The sequence below is a fragment of the Staphylococcus sp. Z5-21 genome (assembly GCF_056529615.1).
In genome coordinates this window covers 462,564-482,227 of record NZ_CP096462.1, presented here as the reverse complement: position 1 = coordinate 482,227, position 19,664 = coordinate 462,564, and the positions used below count along the sequence as shown (strand labels likewise).

18 protein-coding genes are annotated in these 19,664 nt (G+C 34.6%); 15 read left to right on the top strand and 3 right to left on the bottom strand.

What is annotated here, in order from left to right; genetic code table 11:
* Positions 1–182: 182 nt before the first annotated feature.
* Positions 183–1,766, top strand: a complete 1,584-nt coding sequence (locus tag M1D64_RS02170) for an FMN-binding glutamate synthase family protein (RefSeq protein ID WP_041079270.1) — start codon at positions 183–185, stop codon at positions 1,764–1,766.
* A gap of 149 nt (positions 1,767–1,915) precedes the next feature.
* Here M1D64_RS02170 and M1D64_RS02165 read toward each other — a convergent pair whose 3' ends face one another.
* Positions 1,916–2,431, bottom strand: coding sequence for a thioredoxin domain-containing protein (locus M1D64_RS02165; protein ID WP_069821582.1), 516 nt, complete (start codon positions 2,429–2,431; stop codon positions 1,916–1,918).
* Between the two features lie 201 nt (positions 2,432–2,632).
* Here M1D64_RS02165 and M1D64_RS02160 point away from each other — a divergent pair, with 201 nt between their 5' ends.
* The gene (locus tag M1D64_RS02160; protein WP_069821583.1) at positions 2,633–3,709 is read left to right on the top strand and encodes a M42 family metallopeptidase; all 1,077 of its coding nucleotides are present in this window, start codon (positions 2,633–2,635) and stop codon (positions 3,707–3,709) included.
* A 108-nt stretch (positions 3,710–3,817) separates the two neighbouring features.
* Here the strand turns inward: M1D64_RS02160 and M1D64_RS02155 are convergent, their stop codons facing one another.
* Complete coding sequence (locus M1D64_RS02155; protein WP_037537770.1) at positions 3,818–4,636, bottom strand: SDR family oxidoreductase; 819 nt, start codon at positions 4,634–4,636, stop codon at positions 3,818–3,820.
* 227 nt (positions 4,637–4,863) lie between these two features.
* Here M1D64_RS02155 and M1D64_RS02150 point away from each other — a divergent pair, with 227 nt between their 5' ends.
* The 13 genes from M1D64_RS02150 (at position 4,864) to hisIE (ending at position 19,085) form a co-directional block, all read left to right on the top strand.
* Positions 4,864–6,402 (top strand): AbgT family transporter, encoded by a 1,539-nt coding sequence (locus M1D64_RS02150; RefSeq protein ID WP_069821584.1) that lies wholly within the window; start codon positions 4,864–4,866, stop codon positions 6,400–6,402.
* A gap of 212 nt (positions 6,403–6,614) precedes the next feature.
* Complete coding sequence (ppx, locus tag M1D64_RS02145) at positions 6,615–8,141, top strand: exopolyphosphatase (protein WP_069821585.1); 1,527 nt, start codon at positions 6,615–6,617, stop codon at positions 8,139–8,141.
* Positions 8,142–8,208: 67 nt separating this feature from the next.
* Positions 8,209–10,368: an RNA degradosome polyphosphate kinase gene (locus M1D64_RS02140; protein WP_069821586.1), complete on the top strand. Its 2,160-nt coding sequence runs from the start codon at positions 8,209–8,211 to the stop codon at positions 10,366–10,368.
* A gap of 334 nt (positions 10,369–10,702) precedes the next feature.
* Positions 10,703–12,004 (top strand): D-serine ammonia-lyase, encoded by a 1,302-nt coding sequence (locus M1D64_RS02135; protein WP_069821587.1) that lies wholly within the window; start codon positions 10,703–10,705, stop codon positions 12,002–12,004.
* Between the two features lie 168 nt (positions 12,005–12,172).
* The gene (locus tag M1D64_RS02130) at positions 12,173–12,988 is read left to right on the top strand and encodes an ATP phosphoribosyltransferase regulatory subunit (RefSeq protein ID WP_069821588.1); all 816 of its coding nucleotides are present in this window, start codon (positions 12,173–12,175) and stop codon (positions 12,986–12,988) included.
* A gap of 18 nt (positions 12,989–13,006) precedes the next feature.
* Positions 13,007–13,624 carry an ATP phosphoribosyltransferase gene (hisG, locus tag M1D64_RS02125; RefSeq protein WP_002482389.1) on the top strand — a complete coding sequence of 206 codons (618 nt, stop codon included), beginning with the start codon at positions 13,007–13,009 and terminating at the stop codon, positions 13,622–13,624.
* Positions 13,614–14,882: a histidinol dehydrogenase gene (gene hisD, locus M1D64_RS02120; protein WP_228160984.1), complete on the top strand. Its 1,269-nt coding sequence runs from the start codon at positions 13,614–13,616 to the stop codon at positions 14,880–14,882. Before hisG ends, hisD begins: the two co-directional genes overlap by 11 nt.
* Positions 14,869–15,873, top strand: coding sequence for a pyridoxal phosphate-dependent aminotransferase (locus M1D64_RS02115; RefSeq protein ID WP_011302396.1), 1,005 nt, complete (start codon positions 14,869–14,871; stop codon positions 15,871–15,873). Before hisD ends, M1D64_RS02115 begins: the two co-directional genes overlap by 14 nt.
* A complete protein-coding gene (hisB, locus tag M1D64_RS02110; protein WP_002482386.1) occupies positions 15,851–16,429 on the top strand; it encodes an imidazoleglycerol-phosphate dehydratase HisB in 579 nt (192 codons plus the stop codon). The genes M1D64_RS02115 and hisB overlap by 23 nt, the downstream gene beginning before the upstream one ends.
* The gene (hisH, locus tag M1D64_RS02105) at positions 16,426–17,022 is read left to right on the top strand and encodes an imidazole glycerol phosphate synthase subunit HisH (RefSeq protein ID WP_002482385.1); all 597 of its coding nucleotides are present in this window, start codon (positions 16,426–16,428) and stop codon (positions 17,020–17,022) included. The genes hisB and hisH overlap by 4 nt, the downstream gene beginning before the upstream one ends.
* Positions 16,997–17,701, top strand: a complete 705-nt coding sequence (hisA, locus tag M1D64_RS02100; RefSeq protein WP_069821589.1) for a 1-(5-phosphoribosyl)-5-((5-phosphoribosylamino)methylideneamino)imidazole-4-carboxamide isomerase — start codon at positions 16,997–16,999, stop codon at positions 17,699–17,701. The genes hisH and hisA overlap by 26 nt, the downstream gene beginning before the upstream one ends.
* Positions 17,698–18,456 carry an imidazole glycerol phosphate synthase subunit HisF gene (gene hisF, locus M1D64_RS02095; protein ID WP_002482383.1) on the top strand — a complete coding sequence of 253 codons (759 nt, stop codon included), beginning with the start codon at positions 17,698–17,700 and terminating at the stop codon, positions 18,454–18,456. Before hisA ends, hisF begins: the two co-directional genes overlap by 4 nt.
* A complete protein-coding gene (gene hisIE, locus M1D64_RS02090; RefSeq protein WP_002482382.1) occupies positions 18,453–19,085 on the top strand; it encodes a bifunctional phosphoribosyl-AMP cyclohydrolase/phosphoribosyl-ATP diphosphatase HisIE in 633 nt (210 codons plus the stop codon). The genes hisF and hisIE overlap by 4 nt, the downstream gene beginning before the upstream one ends.
* A gap of 71 nt (positions 19,086–19,156) precedes the next feature.
* Here the strand turns inward: hisIE and M1D64_RS02085 are convergent, their stop codons facing one another.
* Positions 19,157–19,522 carry a TroA family protein gene (locus M1D64_RS02085; RefSeq protein WP_002482381.1) on the bottom strand — a complete coding sequence of 122 codons (366 nt, stop codon included), beginning with the start codon at positions 19,520–19,522 and terminating at the stop codon, positions 19,157–19,159.
* Between the last annotated feature and the right edge of the window lie 142 nt (positions 19,523–19,664).

The window sequence follows — 19,664 nt, the reverse complement described above, 5'->3', positions numbered from 1 at the left end:
TTCGTACATATACTAAATATATCATGTCTACTTATAGTGTATATACAAATTATTAAATTTTTTATCAACTTCCTTTCTAAAATATTATAATCTCAAATAACTTACTTATTCAACTCACTATATTATTGTAATATGTTCATTTTGTTGTACTATATAATTAACATAAGGGGGGGCTGATTTTTATGACTATATTAACTACCTTGCAATTTATCGTTAATATTATAATTGTATTCTTTTTATTTAGTGTTCTGGTAATGGGGGCAGTGTTACTTTTTAAAGATAAACGACAAAAGCAACATAGTGTGCTACGCAATTATCCACTACTTGCACGCATACGTTATTTTGGAGAAAAAATTGGGCCTGAATTACGTCAGTATCTATTTTTGGCTGATACCAAAGGTAAACCATTTACAAGAAATGATTTTACAAATATTGTCGTTGCGGGTAAATATAATTCTAGAATGACAAGTTTTGGAACACAACATGATTATGAAGATGGTTTTTATATACAAAACACGATGTTTCCTTTACAAACAGCTGAGTTACATATCGACCAATCACCTATGATTTCTTCTTTTATTTATAAAATTGATAACGAACGCTTGTTTAACCGTGATGAACATAGAACAAAAGTTGAAATAGATCCTTACTATTTATCAGATGAAGACCAAATTATATTAGGTGCTCAACTTAAGCATCCATTTAAAATAAAACGTTTAGTAGGTCAATCAGGTATGAGTTATGGCGCTTTAGGTAGCCGTGCTATCACTGCCCTTTCAAAAGGGCTGGGTCAAGCTGGTACATGGATGAACACGGGCGAAGGTGGTTTATCGGAACATCATCTATCTGGAAACGTTGATATTATATTTCAAATTGGACCAGGCTTATTTGGTGTTCGTGATAAAGCAGGAAAGTTTGACCAACAAGCCTTTATCGATTTATCCCATAATCAACATATTAAAGCATTTGAAATCAAATTAGCACAAGGCGCCAAAACACGTGGTGGCCACATGCAAGGCAACAAAGTCACAGAAGAAATCGCTTCTATAAGAAAAGTAGAACCTTGGGTGACAATAAACTCACCTAACCGTTTTGAGCATATCGACAGTCCAGATGCCTTATTGAATTGGGTCCATGAATTACAACAAACCGGACAAAAACCTGTTGGCTTTAAAATGGTCATTAGCAAAGTATCTGAAGTAGAAAACCTTGTTCGTACAATGGTTGAAAATCAGCAATATCCTAATTTCATTACCATCGACGGAGGAGAAGGCGGTACTGGTGCAACATTCCAAGAATTAGAAGATGGTGTCGGCTTACCTCTATTTACAGCGCTTCCTATTTTAACAGCATTATTGGAAAAATATGGTATTAGAGATCAAATTAAAGTTTTTGCATCAGGCAAATTGATAACGCCAGATAAGATAGCTATCGCATTAGGACTTGGCGCAGACTTGGTAAACATCGCCCGTGGCATGATGATTAGTGTTGGGTGTATTATGAGCCAACAATGTCATATGAATACTTGTCCAGTAGGTGTGGCAACGACTGATCCTAAACGTGAAAAAGGATTAATCATCGATGAGAAAAAATATCGTGTCACTAATTTTATTACAAGTTTACATGAAGGCTTATTTAATATTTCTGCAGCTATAGGCGTAGATTCCCCTACAAAAATTACAAAAGAACATATTATCATTAAAAATAAAGATGGTGGTATCCAATCTATACAGGACTATAAATTAAAATTAATTGAACACGCTTAACTGATTAAGTTCGCTAAAGTTAAAGTAAATAATAAGCATTGAACTACTCAATACTTTTGCAATTCACATGATTTAATCCAAGCTAAGCCAAAAAAATCTCAAGCGTTAAAGTAATCACTTTAACGCTTGAGATTTTTTTATTTTATAGATTACTTTAATTTAGAAATAGCTTCATTTAACAATGACTCAATTTTATCTTGTTCATCTTTTAACGGGTTAAATTCAAATTTTTTGTCATTAATAAATACAGTGGGTATCCCTTTAATACCGCGTTCAAAAGTTTCTTCATTGATTGCTAAAGAGCGTTCATCTGCATCTTTTTGAGGTGTTAAATTAAATTCATTTGCCATTTTATCTTCAACAGTGGCAAAACTTGCTTTCCATTGATCTTGTGTATCGTATAATTGGCGAATAATTGCTAATGTTTCTTCAGGATTGTCATAATTTAAATGAATGTTTGCAACTGTTCCTTTTAATAATGCTTGTTTTGTTTTATCAAAATGTTTAACGACATGTTGCACTTCACCTGACTCAATATAAGGTGTGAGTGCATGATCTGCTGCTTTAAAATAGTTCTTGCAGAACGGACATGCAAAATTGATAAACGACTCAATTGTTATTGGCGCATTTTTCGAACCAAATGTTAGATGTTTAACTTCTGTCATAATTAATCCCTCCACTTTATCTATAATACTATTGAAACATGACACATTACATATTGCACTCATTTAGTCTTAGTATTTTAGTAAGGATTAACAATCATTGTTGTTTCTTATGATTTGAATTTGTATTCAATCAAAAAACTATATTATTAAATTCTAAATGGTAAAATATAGATACACATTAATTTTTAAGGGGGAATTCTTATGAATGATTCAGTAAAATTACTAAAATCACTAACGGATGTCGATGGCATTGCTGGACACGAAATGGCAGTCAAAGAATTAATGAACGATTATTTAACACCCGTAAGCGATGAAATTATCGAAGACAATCTTGGTGGTATTTTTGGTAAAAAATCAGCTACTAATGGAGATAAAACATTAATGGTTGCAGGTCATCTAGACGAAGTTGGTTTTATCGTTACTAAAATTGATAACAATGGTTTCTTAAAATTCACACCCATTGGCGGTTGGTGGAACCAGGTCATGCTTTCGCAAAAGGTAACGATTACAACAGATGAAGGTAAAAAAATCAGAGGTATCATCGGTTCAAAACCCCCTCACGTATTATCACCAGAGGAACGTAAAAAAACAATTGATATGAAAGAAATGTTTATTGATATTGGTGTTAAGAGTAAAAAAGAGGCAGAACAATTTGGCATCGAAATCGGTAATATGGTGACGCCATACAGTGAATTCGAAACATTGGCTAATCAAAAATACTTAACTGCTAAAGCATTTGATAACCGCTATGGCTGTGCACTTGCCATAGATGTATTACAAAATTTAAAGAATGAAGCAATAGATATCAACTTGGTGGCTGGCGCAAATGTACAAGAAGAAGTCGGTCTGCGTGGCGCCAAAGTTGCTGCCAATAAAATCAAACCTGATTTGGCAATTGCCATTGATGTTGCCATTGCTTATGATACGCCAGGTATGTCAGGTCAAGTCAGTGATACGGCTATTGGTAATGGGCCGGTTGTGATTATTATGGACGCATCCAACATTGGTCATGTTGGTTTCACAAAACATATTAAAGACGTAGCTAAAAAACATAATATTACTGTTCAATTAGATACCACTGCTGGTGGCGGTACTGATGCCGGCAGCATTCATGTCGCTAATGAAGGCACACCAACCGTCTCTATCGGGGTTGCATTGCGTTACATGCATTCTAATGTGTCCGTTTTACACACAGATGATTATAAAAATTCGGTAGCGCTTGTAACTGAGATTGTAAAATCATTAAATAATGATGTTGTCGATCAAATTATCTGGTAATATTCGCTAACCTAATTATAAATTAAAATCCACACAGAGACTGAGTTTAATCAGTTACTGTGTGGATTTTACTACATTTCACATTCGTTCATAAAAACAGCTACCAAATTATTTCGTTGTATTTTTCCAACTATCATCACTTAACATTTCTCCTGGCCATGTATACGCCATAACACCACCATCTATTGTGATAGACTCACCCGTTATAAATGAACTGTCATCAGACGCAAGGAAGGCTACAAGTTTGCCAACTTCTTCAGGTGTTCCTAATCTACCTAATGGTGTAACCCATTTTTGATTATCTCTAAATGCTTTACCCGCTTCATCTTCAGCCGTACCTGTTAATTTATCTACAAGTGGTGTTTCAATCGTACCTGGTGAAATAGCATTTGCTCTAATATTTTCACGACCATATTCAATCGCAGTCGAACGCGTGAAATTAATGACCCCACCTTTGGCTGCATTATAACCTGAACGATTTAAATCTGCAGCTAATCCAGAAAATGATGCCGTATTGATAATCGAACCGCCCTCATCCATCATAAGCGGTAGTAAAAATTTAGTCATTAAAAATGTACCTCTTAAATCAACACCTAATATCTTATCGAATACTTCAACTGGATATTCATGAATACGCCCCGCCGCATTATCAACACCAGCGTTATTAAAGAGCACGTCTATTTTTCCATACTTTTCTTTAATTGCTTGAGCAAAGCGTTCAACTGCGTGCGCATCGGACACATCGACGATATAACCTGAAGCTGTATTGCCTGCATTATTGATTTCTTTGACAGTGTCATGCACTTTTTCTGAAATATCCACTGCCAATACATGCGCACCTTCATTCGCTAATACTTTTGCTGAGGCAGCACCAATACCTGTACTTGCACCTGTCAAAATAGCGATTTTGTTATTTAATCTTCCCATCATTCATCACTTCTCCTATCTAAAAAATGTATTTCCAGTTCTGTAAAAAACGTTTCTTTATATAATTACCTTTTCTAGAAAATTGAAACTTGATTACGCTTTTTGATACTTTTTTACATGCATATGTGTAAATTTTTTCTTAAGCACATATTTATTTTCAGAATATTTGTTCAATTAAAAAGATTATTCTGATATACTTACGCTAACTTAATTAGGAGGTAGTACATATGACTTCAAATACAAAGCATAAACCGACACTCGTAGATAGATTTTTAAATATTGTAGAAAAAGTTGGTAATAAACTACCTGATCCTAGTATTTTATTTTTCTTGATGTGCTTAGGACTTGCTATTATCACATGGATTGTTTCACTATTTCACATCACCGTAAAACACCCTGGTACAGGAGATACAATTGCTATTAAGAGTATTTTAAGTAAAGACGGTCTAATGATGATATTAAATGATGCTGTGAAGAATTTTTCTGAATTCCCAGCTCTAGGTCTCGTATTAGCTGTTATGCTTGGTGTAGGTGTGGCTGAAAAAACAGGTTATTTTGACAAATTAATGGTTCAAGTTGTACATAAAGCACCTAAAAAATTTATCGTTCCAGTCATCATACTTATTGGAATCTTAGGTAATGCAGCTGGTGATGCTGCACCTATCGTTTTACCCCCGTTAACTGCCATGGTATTTATTAAATTGGGATATCATCCTATTGCAGGATTAGCGATGGCATACGCATCAGCCATTGGTGGGTTTTCAGCAAATATCATGATCGGTATGTCAGATGCCTTATTATATGCATTTACTGAACCTGCGACTAAAATTGTTTCTGACAATGTTCATGTCAATGTGGCCATGAATTGGTATTTTATTGCTGCAAGTGTACTTGTTTTACTCCCCGCCGTTTATTGGGTAACTATGCGCTTTGTTATTCCAAGATTAGGTTCATACGACGACTCAAATTCTGATATTCAAGTTGATGATGAAAATACTGGACTGACAACAGAAGAAAATCGCGCTGTATTTTGGGCAAATATAAGTTTTTTCATCATGATTGCGTTACTTATTATTTTAGCTATACCTCAAGGCAGTTTTTTAAGAAATGCTAAAACAGGTAGCTTACTTAACGATGCCCCTATTATTAATGGCGTTGGGCTAATTATCCTTGTTTTATTCTTAGTACCTGGTTTAGTTTATGGTTTAATGATGAAGGAATTTAAAAACTCTAAAGATTTAGGTAAAATGTTAGCTGATTCTATGTCGTCGATGGGTTCATTTATCGTCATCGTATTTTTTGCAGCACAACTACTAGCATTTTTAGAATGGAGTAATTTAGGCGTTATCGTTGCTGTTAAGGGAGCCGCCTTATTACAAGGTCAAAATGGCATCATACTTATCTTAGGCATTATTTTGTTAAGCGCAATCATCAATTTATTGATTGGTAGCGCTTCTGCCAAATGGGGCATTTTAGCACCTATTTTTATACCTATGCTCATGCTTGTAGGTTTCCATCCTGCTTTCACACAAATGCTTTATCGCATCGGAGATTCAATAAGTAATCCGATTACACCGATGATGCCCTACCTACCACTGTTATTATCATATGCACAAAAATATGATAATAACATGAAGTTAGGTTCATTATTATCGAGTCTAATGCCTTATACAATTGTGTTAAGTATCGTATGGCCTTTATTTATGATTATCTGGTATTTATTAGGTTGGCCATTAGGTCCAGGCAGTCCTTTACAGGTTAAATAAACGATTATAACCAAGCATACAAGTAGCGATGTTACTGTATGCTTGGTTTTTTTCATCATTATCATTCAAACAATTGACTTATTTGTATTTACATTGGACAATATGAAAATTTTTAATCACAAATTTTATTTTTTAATGTAATATATAGGAAAGAACAGGGTAAACAAAATAGAGCATATGATAGAACCTCATTTTTTACATAGGAGGCAAACATGGAACGTATAGGATTAATTGATATCGGTTCAAATACAATCAGGTTAGTTATTTTCGAATTTGATAAAAAAACAGGTCTAAACGAATTATTGAACATTAAAACACCAGCAAGGCTAAGCCAATATTTAACAAAAGATTTGGCGATGAACAACGAAGGTATTGAAGTATTAACTAAGACATTAAGCAGTTTTAAAACTGTAGCAGATAAGTTTGAAGTAACTGAATTACATCCCATTGCTACAGCGGCAATTAGACAATCAACAAACAGAAACAAAATTATTGAAAACATCAAAAAAGAACTGAATATAAAAATCAAGTTAATACCTGAAGAAGAAGAAGCATTTTATGGTTTTTATGCCATTACTCATACCACAGACATCCAAGATGGTGTTTCTGTCGACATCGGTGGTGGTTCTACAGAAGTTACACTTTTTAAAGACAAAAAGTTAATAGAAGCACACAGTTTTCCATTTGGTGTCGTCACTTTACAGCGTAAATTCTTTGACGGTAAAGATCATAATGATAAATCTTCAATCAAAGATATGGAGAAATTTTTATCTAAACAATTTGATCAACTCGCTTGGTTAAAAGACCAAGAAGTCGCTTTAGTTGGGATAGGCGGTTCAGCTCGTAATGTTGCACGCATCCATCAATCTGAACATTCATACCCTATTGGCGGTGTCCATAATTATACAATGACGGACGATAATATCGATGAGGTATATTCTATACTTAAAAAAAGTTCTCGTGATGAATTGAAAGACATCGATGGTTTAAGTAGAGATCGTGTAGATATTATACTGCCTGCTGTCTCCGTCTTTAAAGTACTGTTTAATAAAATAGAAGCTTCGCAGTTTACATTTTCTCGTAAAGGTTTACGCGAAGGCTATGCCATGAATATTATTAGTGAGCGTTATCCAACAGAATTTAAAAAAGAAAACATTAGAAAAGATGCCCTTTTCCACTTAGCTAATGAATATGGCATAGAGGAATCGAGCGCAAATCAACGTGTTAAATTGGCACAGTCTTTATTAAAACAACTTATCAATTTAGATAAAATTGAGGTATCAGATGACGAAAAAACATTATTTGCCGAGGGTGCTTACCTGTATTACTTAGGTAGATTTATTGATTCAGATTCTAGTTCACCGCACACATATTATATTATTGCTAACTCTATGATTGATGGTTTCAAACATGAGGACCGCGTTAAATTAGCATTGCTTGCAAGTTTTAAAAATAAATCACTGTTAAAATTCTTTAGTCATGAGACGGAATGGCTACGTGGTAAAGAATTGGATAATGTTCAATCACTTGGTGGCATTATAAAATTTGTTAATGCGCTCAACATCTCTCATACAAGTGCTGTTGAGTCGATAGATTTAAAAGAAAAAGATGGCGAGTATACATTATACGTTTACTATAATGGTGCACCAATTGCTGAAGAATATCAGTCACTTCGTCAAAAAAAACATATTGAGAAAATTTTAAAAGAAAATCTTTCTATTATCTTTACAAAATCTTAAAATTCATATGATACGGTATACGTAGCAAAATATGTATTTTAGACTACAACGAGGTGTATAAAGCGTTATGCATAGAAATTTGGGAGATAAAGACTTAAATTTACCGCAATATTATAATAATAGAGAGCTTAGTTGGTTAGATTTTAACTACCGTGTATTACAAGAAGCACAAGATAAGAACAACCCACTATTAGAACAACTTAACTTTATCTCTATATTTAGTTCGAATTTAGATGAATTCTTTATGGTTCGCGTAGCGGGCTTACAAGATCAAGTCAAAATGGGATACGATAAACCTGAAAACAAAGCACAATTAACACCTAAGCAACAACTCGATCAAATTAAGCTAAAGAACAAGGAAATTGTTGATTTACAATACAAGCGTTATAACGAATTAATTGATGACTTAAAACAATATCAAGTAGAAATCATAAAACCAGAACAACTACCTGACGATTTATTGCCTCAACTTGAATCAGAATTTAAGTATGGCATCTTGCCAACACTAACGCCCTTAGGGATTGATGCTTATCATCCTTTCCCTAAATTAAATAATAAAAGCTTGAATATTTTTGTAGATATCGATACAGAAGATGATATTAATTCTGCTATCGTTCAAATACCTTCACTTATTTCTCGATTTTATTCATTTAACAAAGGTGATAAACAATATATCATTTTGATTGAAGATATTATCACCTACTTCATTAACGACTTATTTTCAGGATATACGGTCTTGAACACATTTACGTTTAGAATCACACGTAATGCTGACTTAACTATTCATGAAGATGGCGCAGAAGATTTATTAATAGAAATTGAGCGCTTCTTAAAAGAGCGTAAACGTGGTACTGCTGTACGTTTAGAAGTAGATGGCCGACAAGCGACACATGAGGATATTGTGTGGATTATCAACCAACTAGATGTGCACGATAATGAAGTCTATTTTGTAGATGGGCCTCTCGATTTAACCATGTTGACTGATTTAGTTGACCACCTATCCAATAAGCTGAAATATTTGAAATATAATAAATATGTCCCACAAATACCTCAATCTCTAGGAAATCACAATATTTTTGATTTATCTTTAAAAAGAGATATCTTCTTCCACCACCCATATGAATCATTTGAACCTATTGTTGATTTTATACGGGAAGCAGCTGAAGATCCAAATACTATTGCAATAAAACAAACACTCTATCGTGTAAGTAAGGATTCTCCTATTATTAATAGTTTGAAAAATGCAGCTGAAAATGGCAAACAAGTCACTGTGCTTGTCGAATTAAAAGCACGTTTTGATGAGGAAAACAACGTACATTGGGCAAGAATGTTGGAAGATGCAGGTTGTCATGTTATTTATGGTATGACACATTTGAAAACACATAGTAAAATTGCACTCGTTGTTAAGCGAATGAATAATAAATTAACTTCATTCATTCATTTAGGTACTGGTAACTATAATGATAAAACAGCGAATATTTATACCGATATGGGACTGATCACAACGAATGCTGAAATTGCTGAAGATGCGATTAATTTCTTCAATTATTTAAGTGGCTATTCAGTAAAACCTGAATATAACAAATTGATTGTCGCACCTTTCGATATTCGTGATGTCTTTTTAGCTAGAATAGATAACGAAATCAAATCACATCGTGAAAATGGTAACGGTAAGATTATCATGAAAATGAACTCATTAACGGATAAAGATATCATTCTTAAATTGTTTGAAGCATCCTGTGCAGGAGTAAAAGTTCAATTGATCATTCGTGGTATTTGTTGTCTCAAGCCAGGTGTTCCAGGAATCAGTGAAAACATTGAAGTCGTAAGTATCGTTGGTAGATTCCTAGAACATTCACGCATCTATCATTTCCATAATAATGGCGACGACATCATATATCTTTCTTCCGCCGATGCAATGACTAGAAATATGATTAAACGTGTAGAAATTTTATTCCCAGTTGAAGATAAAGATATTGCGAAACGTTTATTAGATTATATGAACTTACAACTCTCAGATAACCAAAAAGGACGTTACCAAGATGAATTAGGTCAATATCATTATATTGAAAATAATTTATCACCTTTAAATTCTCAAGCATTTCTAATGAAAGAAGCTATGGATTATGGCCAACAATTAAAAGAGGATAATACACGCCCACAAGTTATGTCTGTTAACGAGCGTAAAGGCTGGTTTACTAAAATACGTAAGCAATTCAGAAAGTAATTTGTTAGTAAGATAGCTTAGACAAAGCAGTCATTTTAACTAGTCCACAAAGAGTCAGGAACATTCAAAGTTGTTCCTGACTCTTTTTTGTTTATATTTCATCAATCATTTTTCTAACTTACAATTAAAATAAGCAATCACGCTAATTTGTAAAAATATTATCGTTCACTCTGTGTAAACCCATTTTTAAATCGAGTCAATGGTTCTAACTACAATAACCAATATCATCATATTATATCGGCGAATCAGGCGATTTCATCTATTTCTTGTTATAATTAATGTAGCGTGAAATTTATATTTCGTACTGTTATTAAAATGATACGGAGGTATTAATATGAACGATTTAGCAACACTTAAAAAAGATTTCCCTCTCATAGATAGTATGCAAAATTATAAGCCTATTTTTTGGGAAAACACAAATTTTCGTAAACCAGCGTCATTAGCGTTTACTTTAAAAGATATGGAAGACGCTGCGCAACGACTTGAACGATTTAGTAGTTACATAAGCACTGTATTCCCAGAAACGGAAAATAATCATGGCCTTATTGAATCACCTTTAAAACACATACCTTTTATGCAAAATACTTTGACAAACTTAGAGTCCTTACCCACTGAAGGTAAGCTATGGCTAAAATGTGATAGTCACCTCGCTATATCTGGATCAATTAAGGCGCGCGGTGGTATCTATGAAGTACTTAAATTAGCTGAAACGATAGGGATGCAAGATGGCGATTTAAAAGAGACAGATGATTATCGTGTACTGGCTGAGCAAAAATATCAAGGTCTGTTTAGTAAATATAATGTTGCCGTTGGTTCAACCGGTAATTTAGGATTAAGTATCGGTATTATGAGTGCAAAACTGGGCTTTAAAGTGACGGTTCATATGTCTACAGATGCACGTCAGTGGAAGAAAGATCTTTTGAGGTCACGTGGTGTGGAAGTCATAGAACATCAGTCAGATTATCAGTACGCTGTAGCAGAAGGAAGAAAACATGCTGAAAACGATCCTACCTGTCATTTTGTGGATGACGAAGGTTCATCTGACTTGTTTTTAGGATATACAGTCGCTGCATTAAGATTAAAAGCACAATTAGCTGCTGAAAATATACAAATAGATGCTGAACACCCTCTATTTGTCTACATACCTTGTGGTGTCGGTGGTGGCCCAGGAGGAGTGACGTTCGGTCTAAAACAAGTCTTTGGAGAACATGTTTATTGTATTTTTACTGAACCAACACATGCCCCTTGTATGTTATTAGGTATGATGACGCAATTACACGATAAAATTTCAGTTAAGGATATTGGCATTGATGGAAGCACAGATGCGGATGGTTTAGCAGTTGTACGTCCATCTCGCTTAGTCGGGCAAATTATGAATACGTTACTCTATGGTATACAGACTGTATCTGATAGCGAAATGTATCGTTATCTATATCTTTTAAGTGAAAAAGAAGATATCTTTATTGAGCCCTCTGCCGCGTCAGGGTTTGCTGGCATTAAATCAGCAATAACATTAGCCAAACAACAGGGCGTCCAAATGAATCAAGCAAATCATATTGTATGGGCAACTGGTGGTAATATGGTGCCTAAAGAAGAAATGCTAAAATATGTTAATCATGGTAAATCTTGCTTATAAGTATTAATCCCTTGCACTTTTTTAAATGCAAGGGCATTTTTATACCGCTTAACCAAAAACATTTTCAGAATATTTATTGAATTCTAAAAATAAATGTGTTAAAGTATTCTTTATTAATTTACTTTAGTTCGGTAGAGAAACAAAGTATATGCAAAGGATGGTTTTAATATGGATGCAGCAACAATCATTAATAACAAAGAAAAAGAACTTAACTTTTTAAAGCATTTTCAACAAGCTGACTTTAACTTAGTAGATTTTAGCTTTATTGAATCTCTAGCTTGGCAAACATTGAATAAAGATGATTTACAGCAAATGACTGAAAGAAGTTTCTGGCAACATGACCATCATATCTTTGCATTACGTAATGATTTCACCGACCAATTATTGCGTTATTACAGTAATTATCCTCCGCGTCATCAAAAAGTAGTTTATGCGGGACCAATTGTTCGTAATAACCATGTCTATACGCAATTGGGTATCGAACATTACAACCCTACCATAACGGATATGCAGGAAGATTTTATGACGTTTTATAAATATATACAACAATATCTTAATGACGATATCGATTTTGTCATTTTAGGACATTATCAACTTATCGATTTACTGTTAACTACTAAAGAACAAACAATAACGATTTTAAAATTAGTACAAGAGCGTAATATTTCAGAACTTTCATCCGAACTTGGCACTTCTCATCCGCTTGTTCAATTATTGACAACAAAAACAACGGATCAATTAGATTTACTAAGTCAACTCTTTCCTTACGATCATCGTACAATACAAGCTTTACGTCGTTGGGAACAGTGGTTTAAGTCATTAAATGTAAAAGATATACATTTAGATATCACACCACAACCGCCTCGTTCATATTACAAAGGTGCATTTTTAAAATGTTATCTAAAAAATGATAAAAACCACCAACTTACGGGAGGTTTCTACAAAGGTGAATTAGATGGTTTTGGATTAGGTTTTATATTATAAATAAAAGGAGTTCTTATTATGCTTACAGTAGCTATAGCCAAAGGTCGATTATTAAAAAGCTTTATTACTTATTTAAAACAAGCTAATGAACAAGAACTAGTAGATGCATTAGAAAAACGAGAACGTCAATTATTAATTTCTGTAGGATCTATTCAAATCGTATTAGTTAAAGGTAGCGATGTCCCTATTTATGTAGAACAAGGTGTAGCTGATGTCGGGATTGTTGGCAGTGATATTTTAGAAGAAGGAAATTATACAATTAATAATTTGGTGGATTTACCATTTGGAGATTGTCATTTTGCTTTAGCTGCTAAACCAGAAACTTCTTCTTTCAATAAAATTGCTACGTCGTATGTAAAAACTGCACGTGCCTACTTCGAAGCACAAGGTATAGATGTAGAATTGGTAAAACTATCAGGTTCTATTGAATTAGCTTGTCTCGTAGAAATGGTGGATGGAATAGTAGATATTGTACAGACTGGTACAACACTAAAATCAAATGGCTTAGTTGAAAAAGATACGATTAAACCCATTAACGCGAAACTTATCACAAATAAGCAATCCTATTTTAAAAAATCATCTGAAATTGATGCTTTTTTATCAACACTGGAGGTGTCACTCATTGATCATAGATAAAACGCTATTTTTGAAAAAGTATTTAAACCAATCTTCCTTAAATGAAGACCTATACCCCATCGTAAAGGATATTTGCGAAAACGTCAGACTTCACGGAGATGATGCCCTCAGAAATTATAATCAACAGTTTGATCAGGTAGAGACTTGCAATTTAGAAGTCGCTTATCAAACTTTAGAAAATGCCTATAATCGCCTAGACAGTGATTTACGTGAGGCCTTACAACAAAGTCACGCGCGTATTCAATCTTACCAAGAATCCATTAAATGGACTAAGCAACAAGGCACATCAGATTGTTATGAATTGTATCATCCTTTAGAACGCGTTGGCGTATATGTACCAGGTGGTAAAGCCAGTTACCCATCAACCGTCTTAATGACAGTAACACTGGCAAAGGTAGCTGGTGTAAAAAATATATCTGTAGTCACGCCCCCACAACTAAATGGTATACCAGATATCGTATTAGCCGCCTGTTATATCTCAGGTGTCGATAACGTTTATCAAGTTGGAGGTGCTCAAAGTATTGCTGCCCTAGCTTACGGTACAGAAACATTGCCAAAAGTTGATAAAATTGTAGGACCTGGTAACCAATTTGTTGCCTATGCTAAGAAATACCTCTTTGGTCAAGTAGGAATTGATCAAATCGCGGGCCCTAGTGAAATTGCATTAATTATTGATGACTCTGCTGATTTAGACGCCATCGCATATGATGTATTTGCACAAGCAGAGCACGATGAACTTGCAAGAACTTTTGTCATTAGTGAAGATGAAGCATTATTAAAACAACTTGAACAAAAAATACAGCACATACTTCCTCAAATTGAACGTCAATCAATCGTTCAAGCAAGTTTAAATGATAACCATTTTTTGATACATGTGAATAACTTTAGCGAAGCGTGTGATTTAATGAATCTCATTGCACCAGAACATGCTTCAATACAAACAGTTTCACCACATGATTATCTAAATCATGTCCGTTACGTCGGCGCACTATTCTTAGGTTATTATTCACCCGAAGTTATTGGTGACTATGTCGCTGGCCCAAGTCACGTACTGCCAACCAATCAGACAGCTCGATTTACCAATGGTCTATCTGTTAATGATTTTTTAACACGTCATTCAGTGATAGATTTATCAAAAGATACATTCGATACCGTAGAACTGACTGCGCGTAAATTAGCCCATGTTGAACAATTATATAATCACGAACAATCCATAGAAATTAGAACATCAAAGGAGTTTAACGATGATAAGAATTAACAAAAATGAAAGCCCACTTCGCCCTTTAACAGAAGCACAACTCACATCGATTATACATCATGCTTCATTTAACTTTTATCCAGATGAAGAATATGAACGATTTAAGGCAGGTTATGCGCGTTATTATAATCTATCACCAGACCAAATTATTGCAGGTAATGGTTCTGATGAATTAATTCAAAAATTAATGCTTATCATGCCAGAAGGTCCAGCATTAGCACTTAATCCAGATTTCTTTATGTACCAAGCCTATGCCGACCAAGTTCATCGACCAATAGCGTTTGTAAATGCAGATAACGACTTAACATTTAATCTAGAAAATATATTAAGTCGCATTGAAGCAGTGCAACCCGCATTCTTTATTATGAGTAATCCACACAACCCATCTGGCAAGCAGTATAATCTAACATTTTTAACTGCAATTGCAGATAAAATGAAAAATATTGGTGGTTATTTTGTTATTGATGAAGCTTATTTAGATTTTGGAGATGCCTACACGCTTGAATTGCAACCACATGTTCTTCAAATGCGTACCCTTTCAAAGGCATTTGGTATTGCCGGTTTACGTTTAGGCGTGTTAATTGGAACACCTGAGACGATTCAACTTATACAAAGTATTGAACATCCTTATCCATTAAACACACTCACTTTACACATTGCACTTTTCATGTTTGAACATATTGATAAGACACGCACATTCATTGAACATCAGCGTGCATTAGCTGTTAGATTAAGACAAATGTTCCAAGATAATGTTAGCGATATAATGAAAGTCTTCCCTTCATCAACTAACTTTGTCTTAACAAAAGGATCCGCAGCGCAAAGTCTTGGCCTTTATATTGAAGATCATGGCTTCTTACCTAGACGTTATGACGAACCAAACATGAACGATTATGTAAGATATTCCATCGCCACAGACGACCAGTTAGACCAATTAGAACAGCTCATTAAATCATGGAGGTCACAATATGATATTTCAAAAGAAACGTAAGACTGCAGAAACAGAGTTATCAATCATTTTAGCCGATGACAAACGAACAAGTGAAATTAACACAGGGGTTGGTTTCCTAAATCATATGCTCACACTCTTTACGTTTCATAGTGGGCTGTCAATTATAATTGAAGCAAATGGAGATACCGATGTAGATGATCATCACGTAACAGAAGATATTGGCATCGTACTAGGTCAGCTATTATTAGACATGATTCGAGAACGCAAATCTTTCCAAAGATATGGTGTGAGTTACATCCCTATGGATGAAACTTTATCTCGTGCTGTAGTTGATATTAGTGGACGCCCTTATTTATCGTTTAATGCCACTTTGAGTAAAGAAAAAGTAGGCACATTTGATAGCGAATTGGTTGAAGAGTTCTTCCGTGCTTTGATCATCAATGCACGTTTAACTACGCATATTGATCTACTTAGAGGCGGCAATACGCATCATGAAATTGAAGCCATATTTAAATCATTTGCCCGTGCATTAAAAATGGCACTTTCAGAAAATGATAATGATAACATCCCTTCATCTAAGGGTGTGATTGAGTGATTGCGATCATTGACTACGGATTAGGTAATGTAAAAAATGTTCAACGCGCAGTTCAGTATTTAGGATACGATGCGATATTGACCGATAAGTATAACGAAATTGCAAATGCTGATGTCGTCATCTTACCCGGTGTAGGTCACTTTAAAGATGCCATGCAAGCAATTAACGAGCGCGGTTTAGCAAATATAATCACATCCATTACGGATAAACCAGTGATTGGTATCTGTCTCGGTATGCAACTATTTTATCATTGGAGTGCAGAGGGTGATGTCAAAGGGTTAAATATTTTCCCGGGAAATATAATTCCAATACAGTCCCCTTATCCTGTACCGCATTTAGGATGGAATAATCTAATAAGTAAACACCCTTTATTATTACATGATGTTTACTTTGTCCATGCGTATCAAGCTGAAATGTCACAACATGTGGTTGCTTACACAGAATACGGCACAAAAATCCCAGCAATTGTGCAATATCAAAATTATATCGGCATTCAATTCCATCCAGAAAAAAGTGGTGATGATGGATTAGCAATACTTAATCAAGCACTGAAAGGCGGATTTCAAGATGATCAAACTATGGCCGGCAATTGATTTAATCAATGCTACTAGCGTGCGACTTACTGAAGGTAAATACGATTCAGAAGTTAAAATGGCGCGTAGCGCAGAAGAAAGTGTACTTTTCTACAATCAGTATCAGTGTGTAGACCGAATTCATATCGTCGATTTAATTGGTGCAAAAAATCAAGTATCCATCGAGAGTGACTATATCAATCAATTACGCTCACTGACTGATAAACCTATGGAAGTTGGCGGTGGTATTAGAGATAGAAATACCATTGACACTTACTTTAATAATGGTATTGATTATTGTATCATCGGCACCAAAGGTATCGAAGATTTAGCGTGGTTATCGCACATGACACAAGCATTTCCAAATCGTTTATATCTATCCATTGACGCTTACCGTCGACAAGTCAAAATTAATGGCTGGGAAGAAGATGCTGGCCTCGATATCTTTGATTTATTACAACAAGTAGAAGCTCTCCCACTCAGTGGTATCATTTACACAGATATTTCTAAAGATGGCAAACTCGAGGGCCCTAATTTCGAAATCACACAACAATTAGTTCAAGCAACTCAAAAACCAATTATTGCTTCTGGTGGTATTCGTCATCAACAAGATTTAGCCCAATTAGAATCCATTGGCGTTCATGCAGCCATTGTTGGCAAAGCTGCACACAACGCTACCTTCTGGGAGGGATTGTCATGATTAAAAAACGCATTATTCCATGCTTAGATGTCAAAGATGGTCGCGTCGTCAAAGGCATTCAATTTAAAGGCTTGCGTGATATTGGCAACCCTGTAGATTTTGCACTTTATTATAATGAACAAGGTGCTGATGAACTTGTTTTCTTAGACATTTCACGTACAGAAGCTGGACATGATCTTGTACTTGATGTTATTTCGGAAACAGCAGAAAAACTTTTCATTCCATTGACAGTTGGCGGTGGTATTTCAACCATTGACGATATCTCTCAATTATTAAACCACGGTGCAGATAAAGTATCCTTAAATTCAAGTGCACTTAAAAATCCAAGTTTTATAAAGGAAGCCAGCGAAAAATTTGGACGACAATGTATATGTATCGCCATAGATAGCAATTACGATAGCGAACTAAATGATTATTTTTGTTACACACACGGTGGTAAACAGCGAACGGATAAACGCGTTTATGATTGGGTTCAAGAAGTTGAAGCCCTAGGCGCAGGTGAACTTCTCATTACAAGTATGACGCACGATGGTATGAAACAAGGTTTTGATGTCTCACACTTACATGAAATTGAAAAACTTGTGAATATTCCCGTTATCGCTTCTGGTGGTGGCGGAAATCCTGAACATTTCGTTGACTTGTTTAAAGAAACAAACGTTTCAGCGGGACTTGCGGCAAGCATATTACACGATAAAGAAACAACTGTGAATCAAATTAAATCATCAATGAAACGAGGAGGTATTCCAGTAAGATGACTACTCAAGAGCCTGATTTTGACAAAGGACTTATCCCTGTTGTATTACAAGATGTACGTAACAAGCAAGTGCTCATGCTAGGATATATGAATGAAACTGCCTATCAAAAAACACTCACTGAGGGAATTGTTACATTTTACTCTCGCTCAAAAGAACGTTTATGGACTAAAGGTGAAACTTCAGGTCACACTCAAATAGTGAAACATATCCATCTGGATTGTGATCAAGATACATTGCTTATTGAAGTACTTCCAAACGGACCAACCTGTCATACAGGTAATCAAAGTTGTTTTAATACGTCCGTACCTTTTAATGTGCAACAACTTGAACAAACAGTTGCAGCAAGTGCGCAGGCAGATAAAAGTAATTCGTATACTCAATATTTATTAAAAGAAGGACTTGAAAAAATAACTAAAAAATTTGGTGAGGAAGCATTTGAAGTGGTGATTGGTGCAATGAAAGGCGACGTTGAAGAAGTGACGAATGAAACCGCCGATGTTATGTATCACCTTTTTGTATTATTACATGCTTTAAATATTAAATTTGAAGAAGTTGAAAAAGTACTAGCAAAACGTCATCAAACAGCTAATAATTTTAAAGGCGAACGAAGTGATATTGATCACTGGTAAGCGTCAAAATAAACTAAGCACATCATAGATATCAAATTATATAAATTCGATGACTATGACGTGCTTAGTTTTTACTTATGCTTTAAAAGTTCTTTTTTAAATAGTTCAGCTTGTTTCTCTACTGAAATTAAATCTGCATAAATTGCTTCATCCATAGAATAATAAATAACATTACCGTTTTGAACAGCTTTATTATTTTTCCAAGTATTTGATTTCACAAAATCATTATTCGGTTTCTTACCATCTTTAGTAGGAAGGAGTAAATAATCTCCCGAATACGTATTGAATTTCTCTTTTGAAACTTTCATAAACTTCTCTTTTGGCATTGCTTGCTTAGCTTCTGGGTCCTCTTTCAACTTAAACCCTTCATATATAGCTTTACTTCCGCGGCCGAATCTAGGGCCAAATTGATAAATATCTTTTGCTTGAATATCCATAATTGAAAAAGTATTATCTTTACCAATTGCTTTCTTAATTTCTTTACCATCTTTAGCTAGTTTTTCTCATAGTTTATCAGCTTGTTTTTTAGCTTTAGCTTCTTTGTTTACTAATTTCCCAATTTCAATATGTGTATCTTTA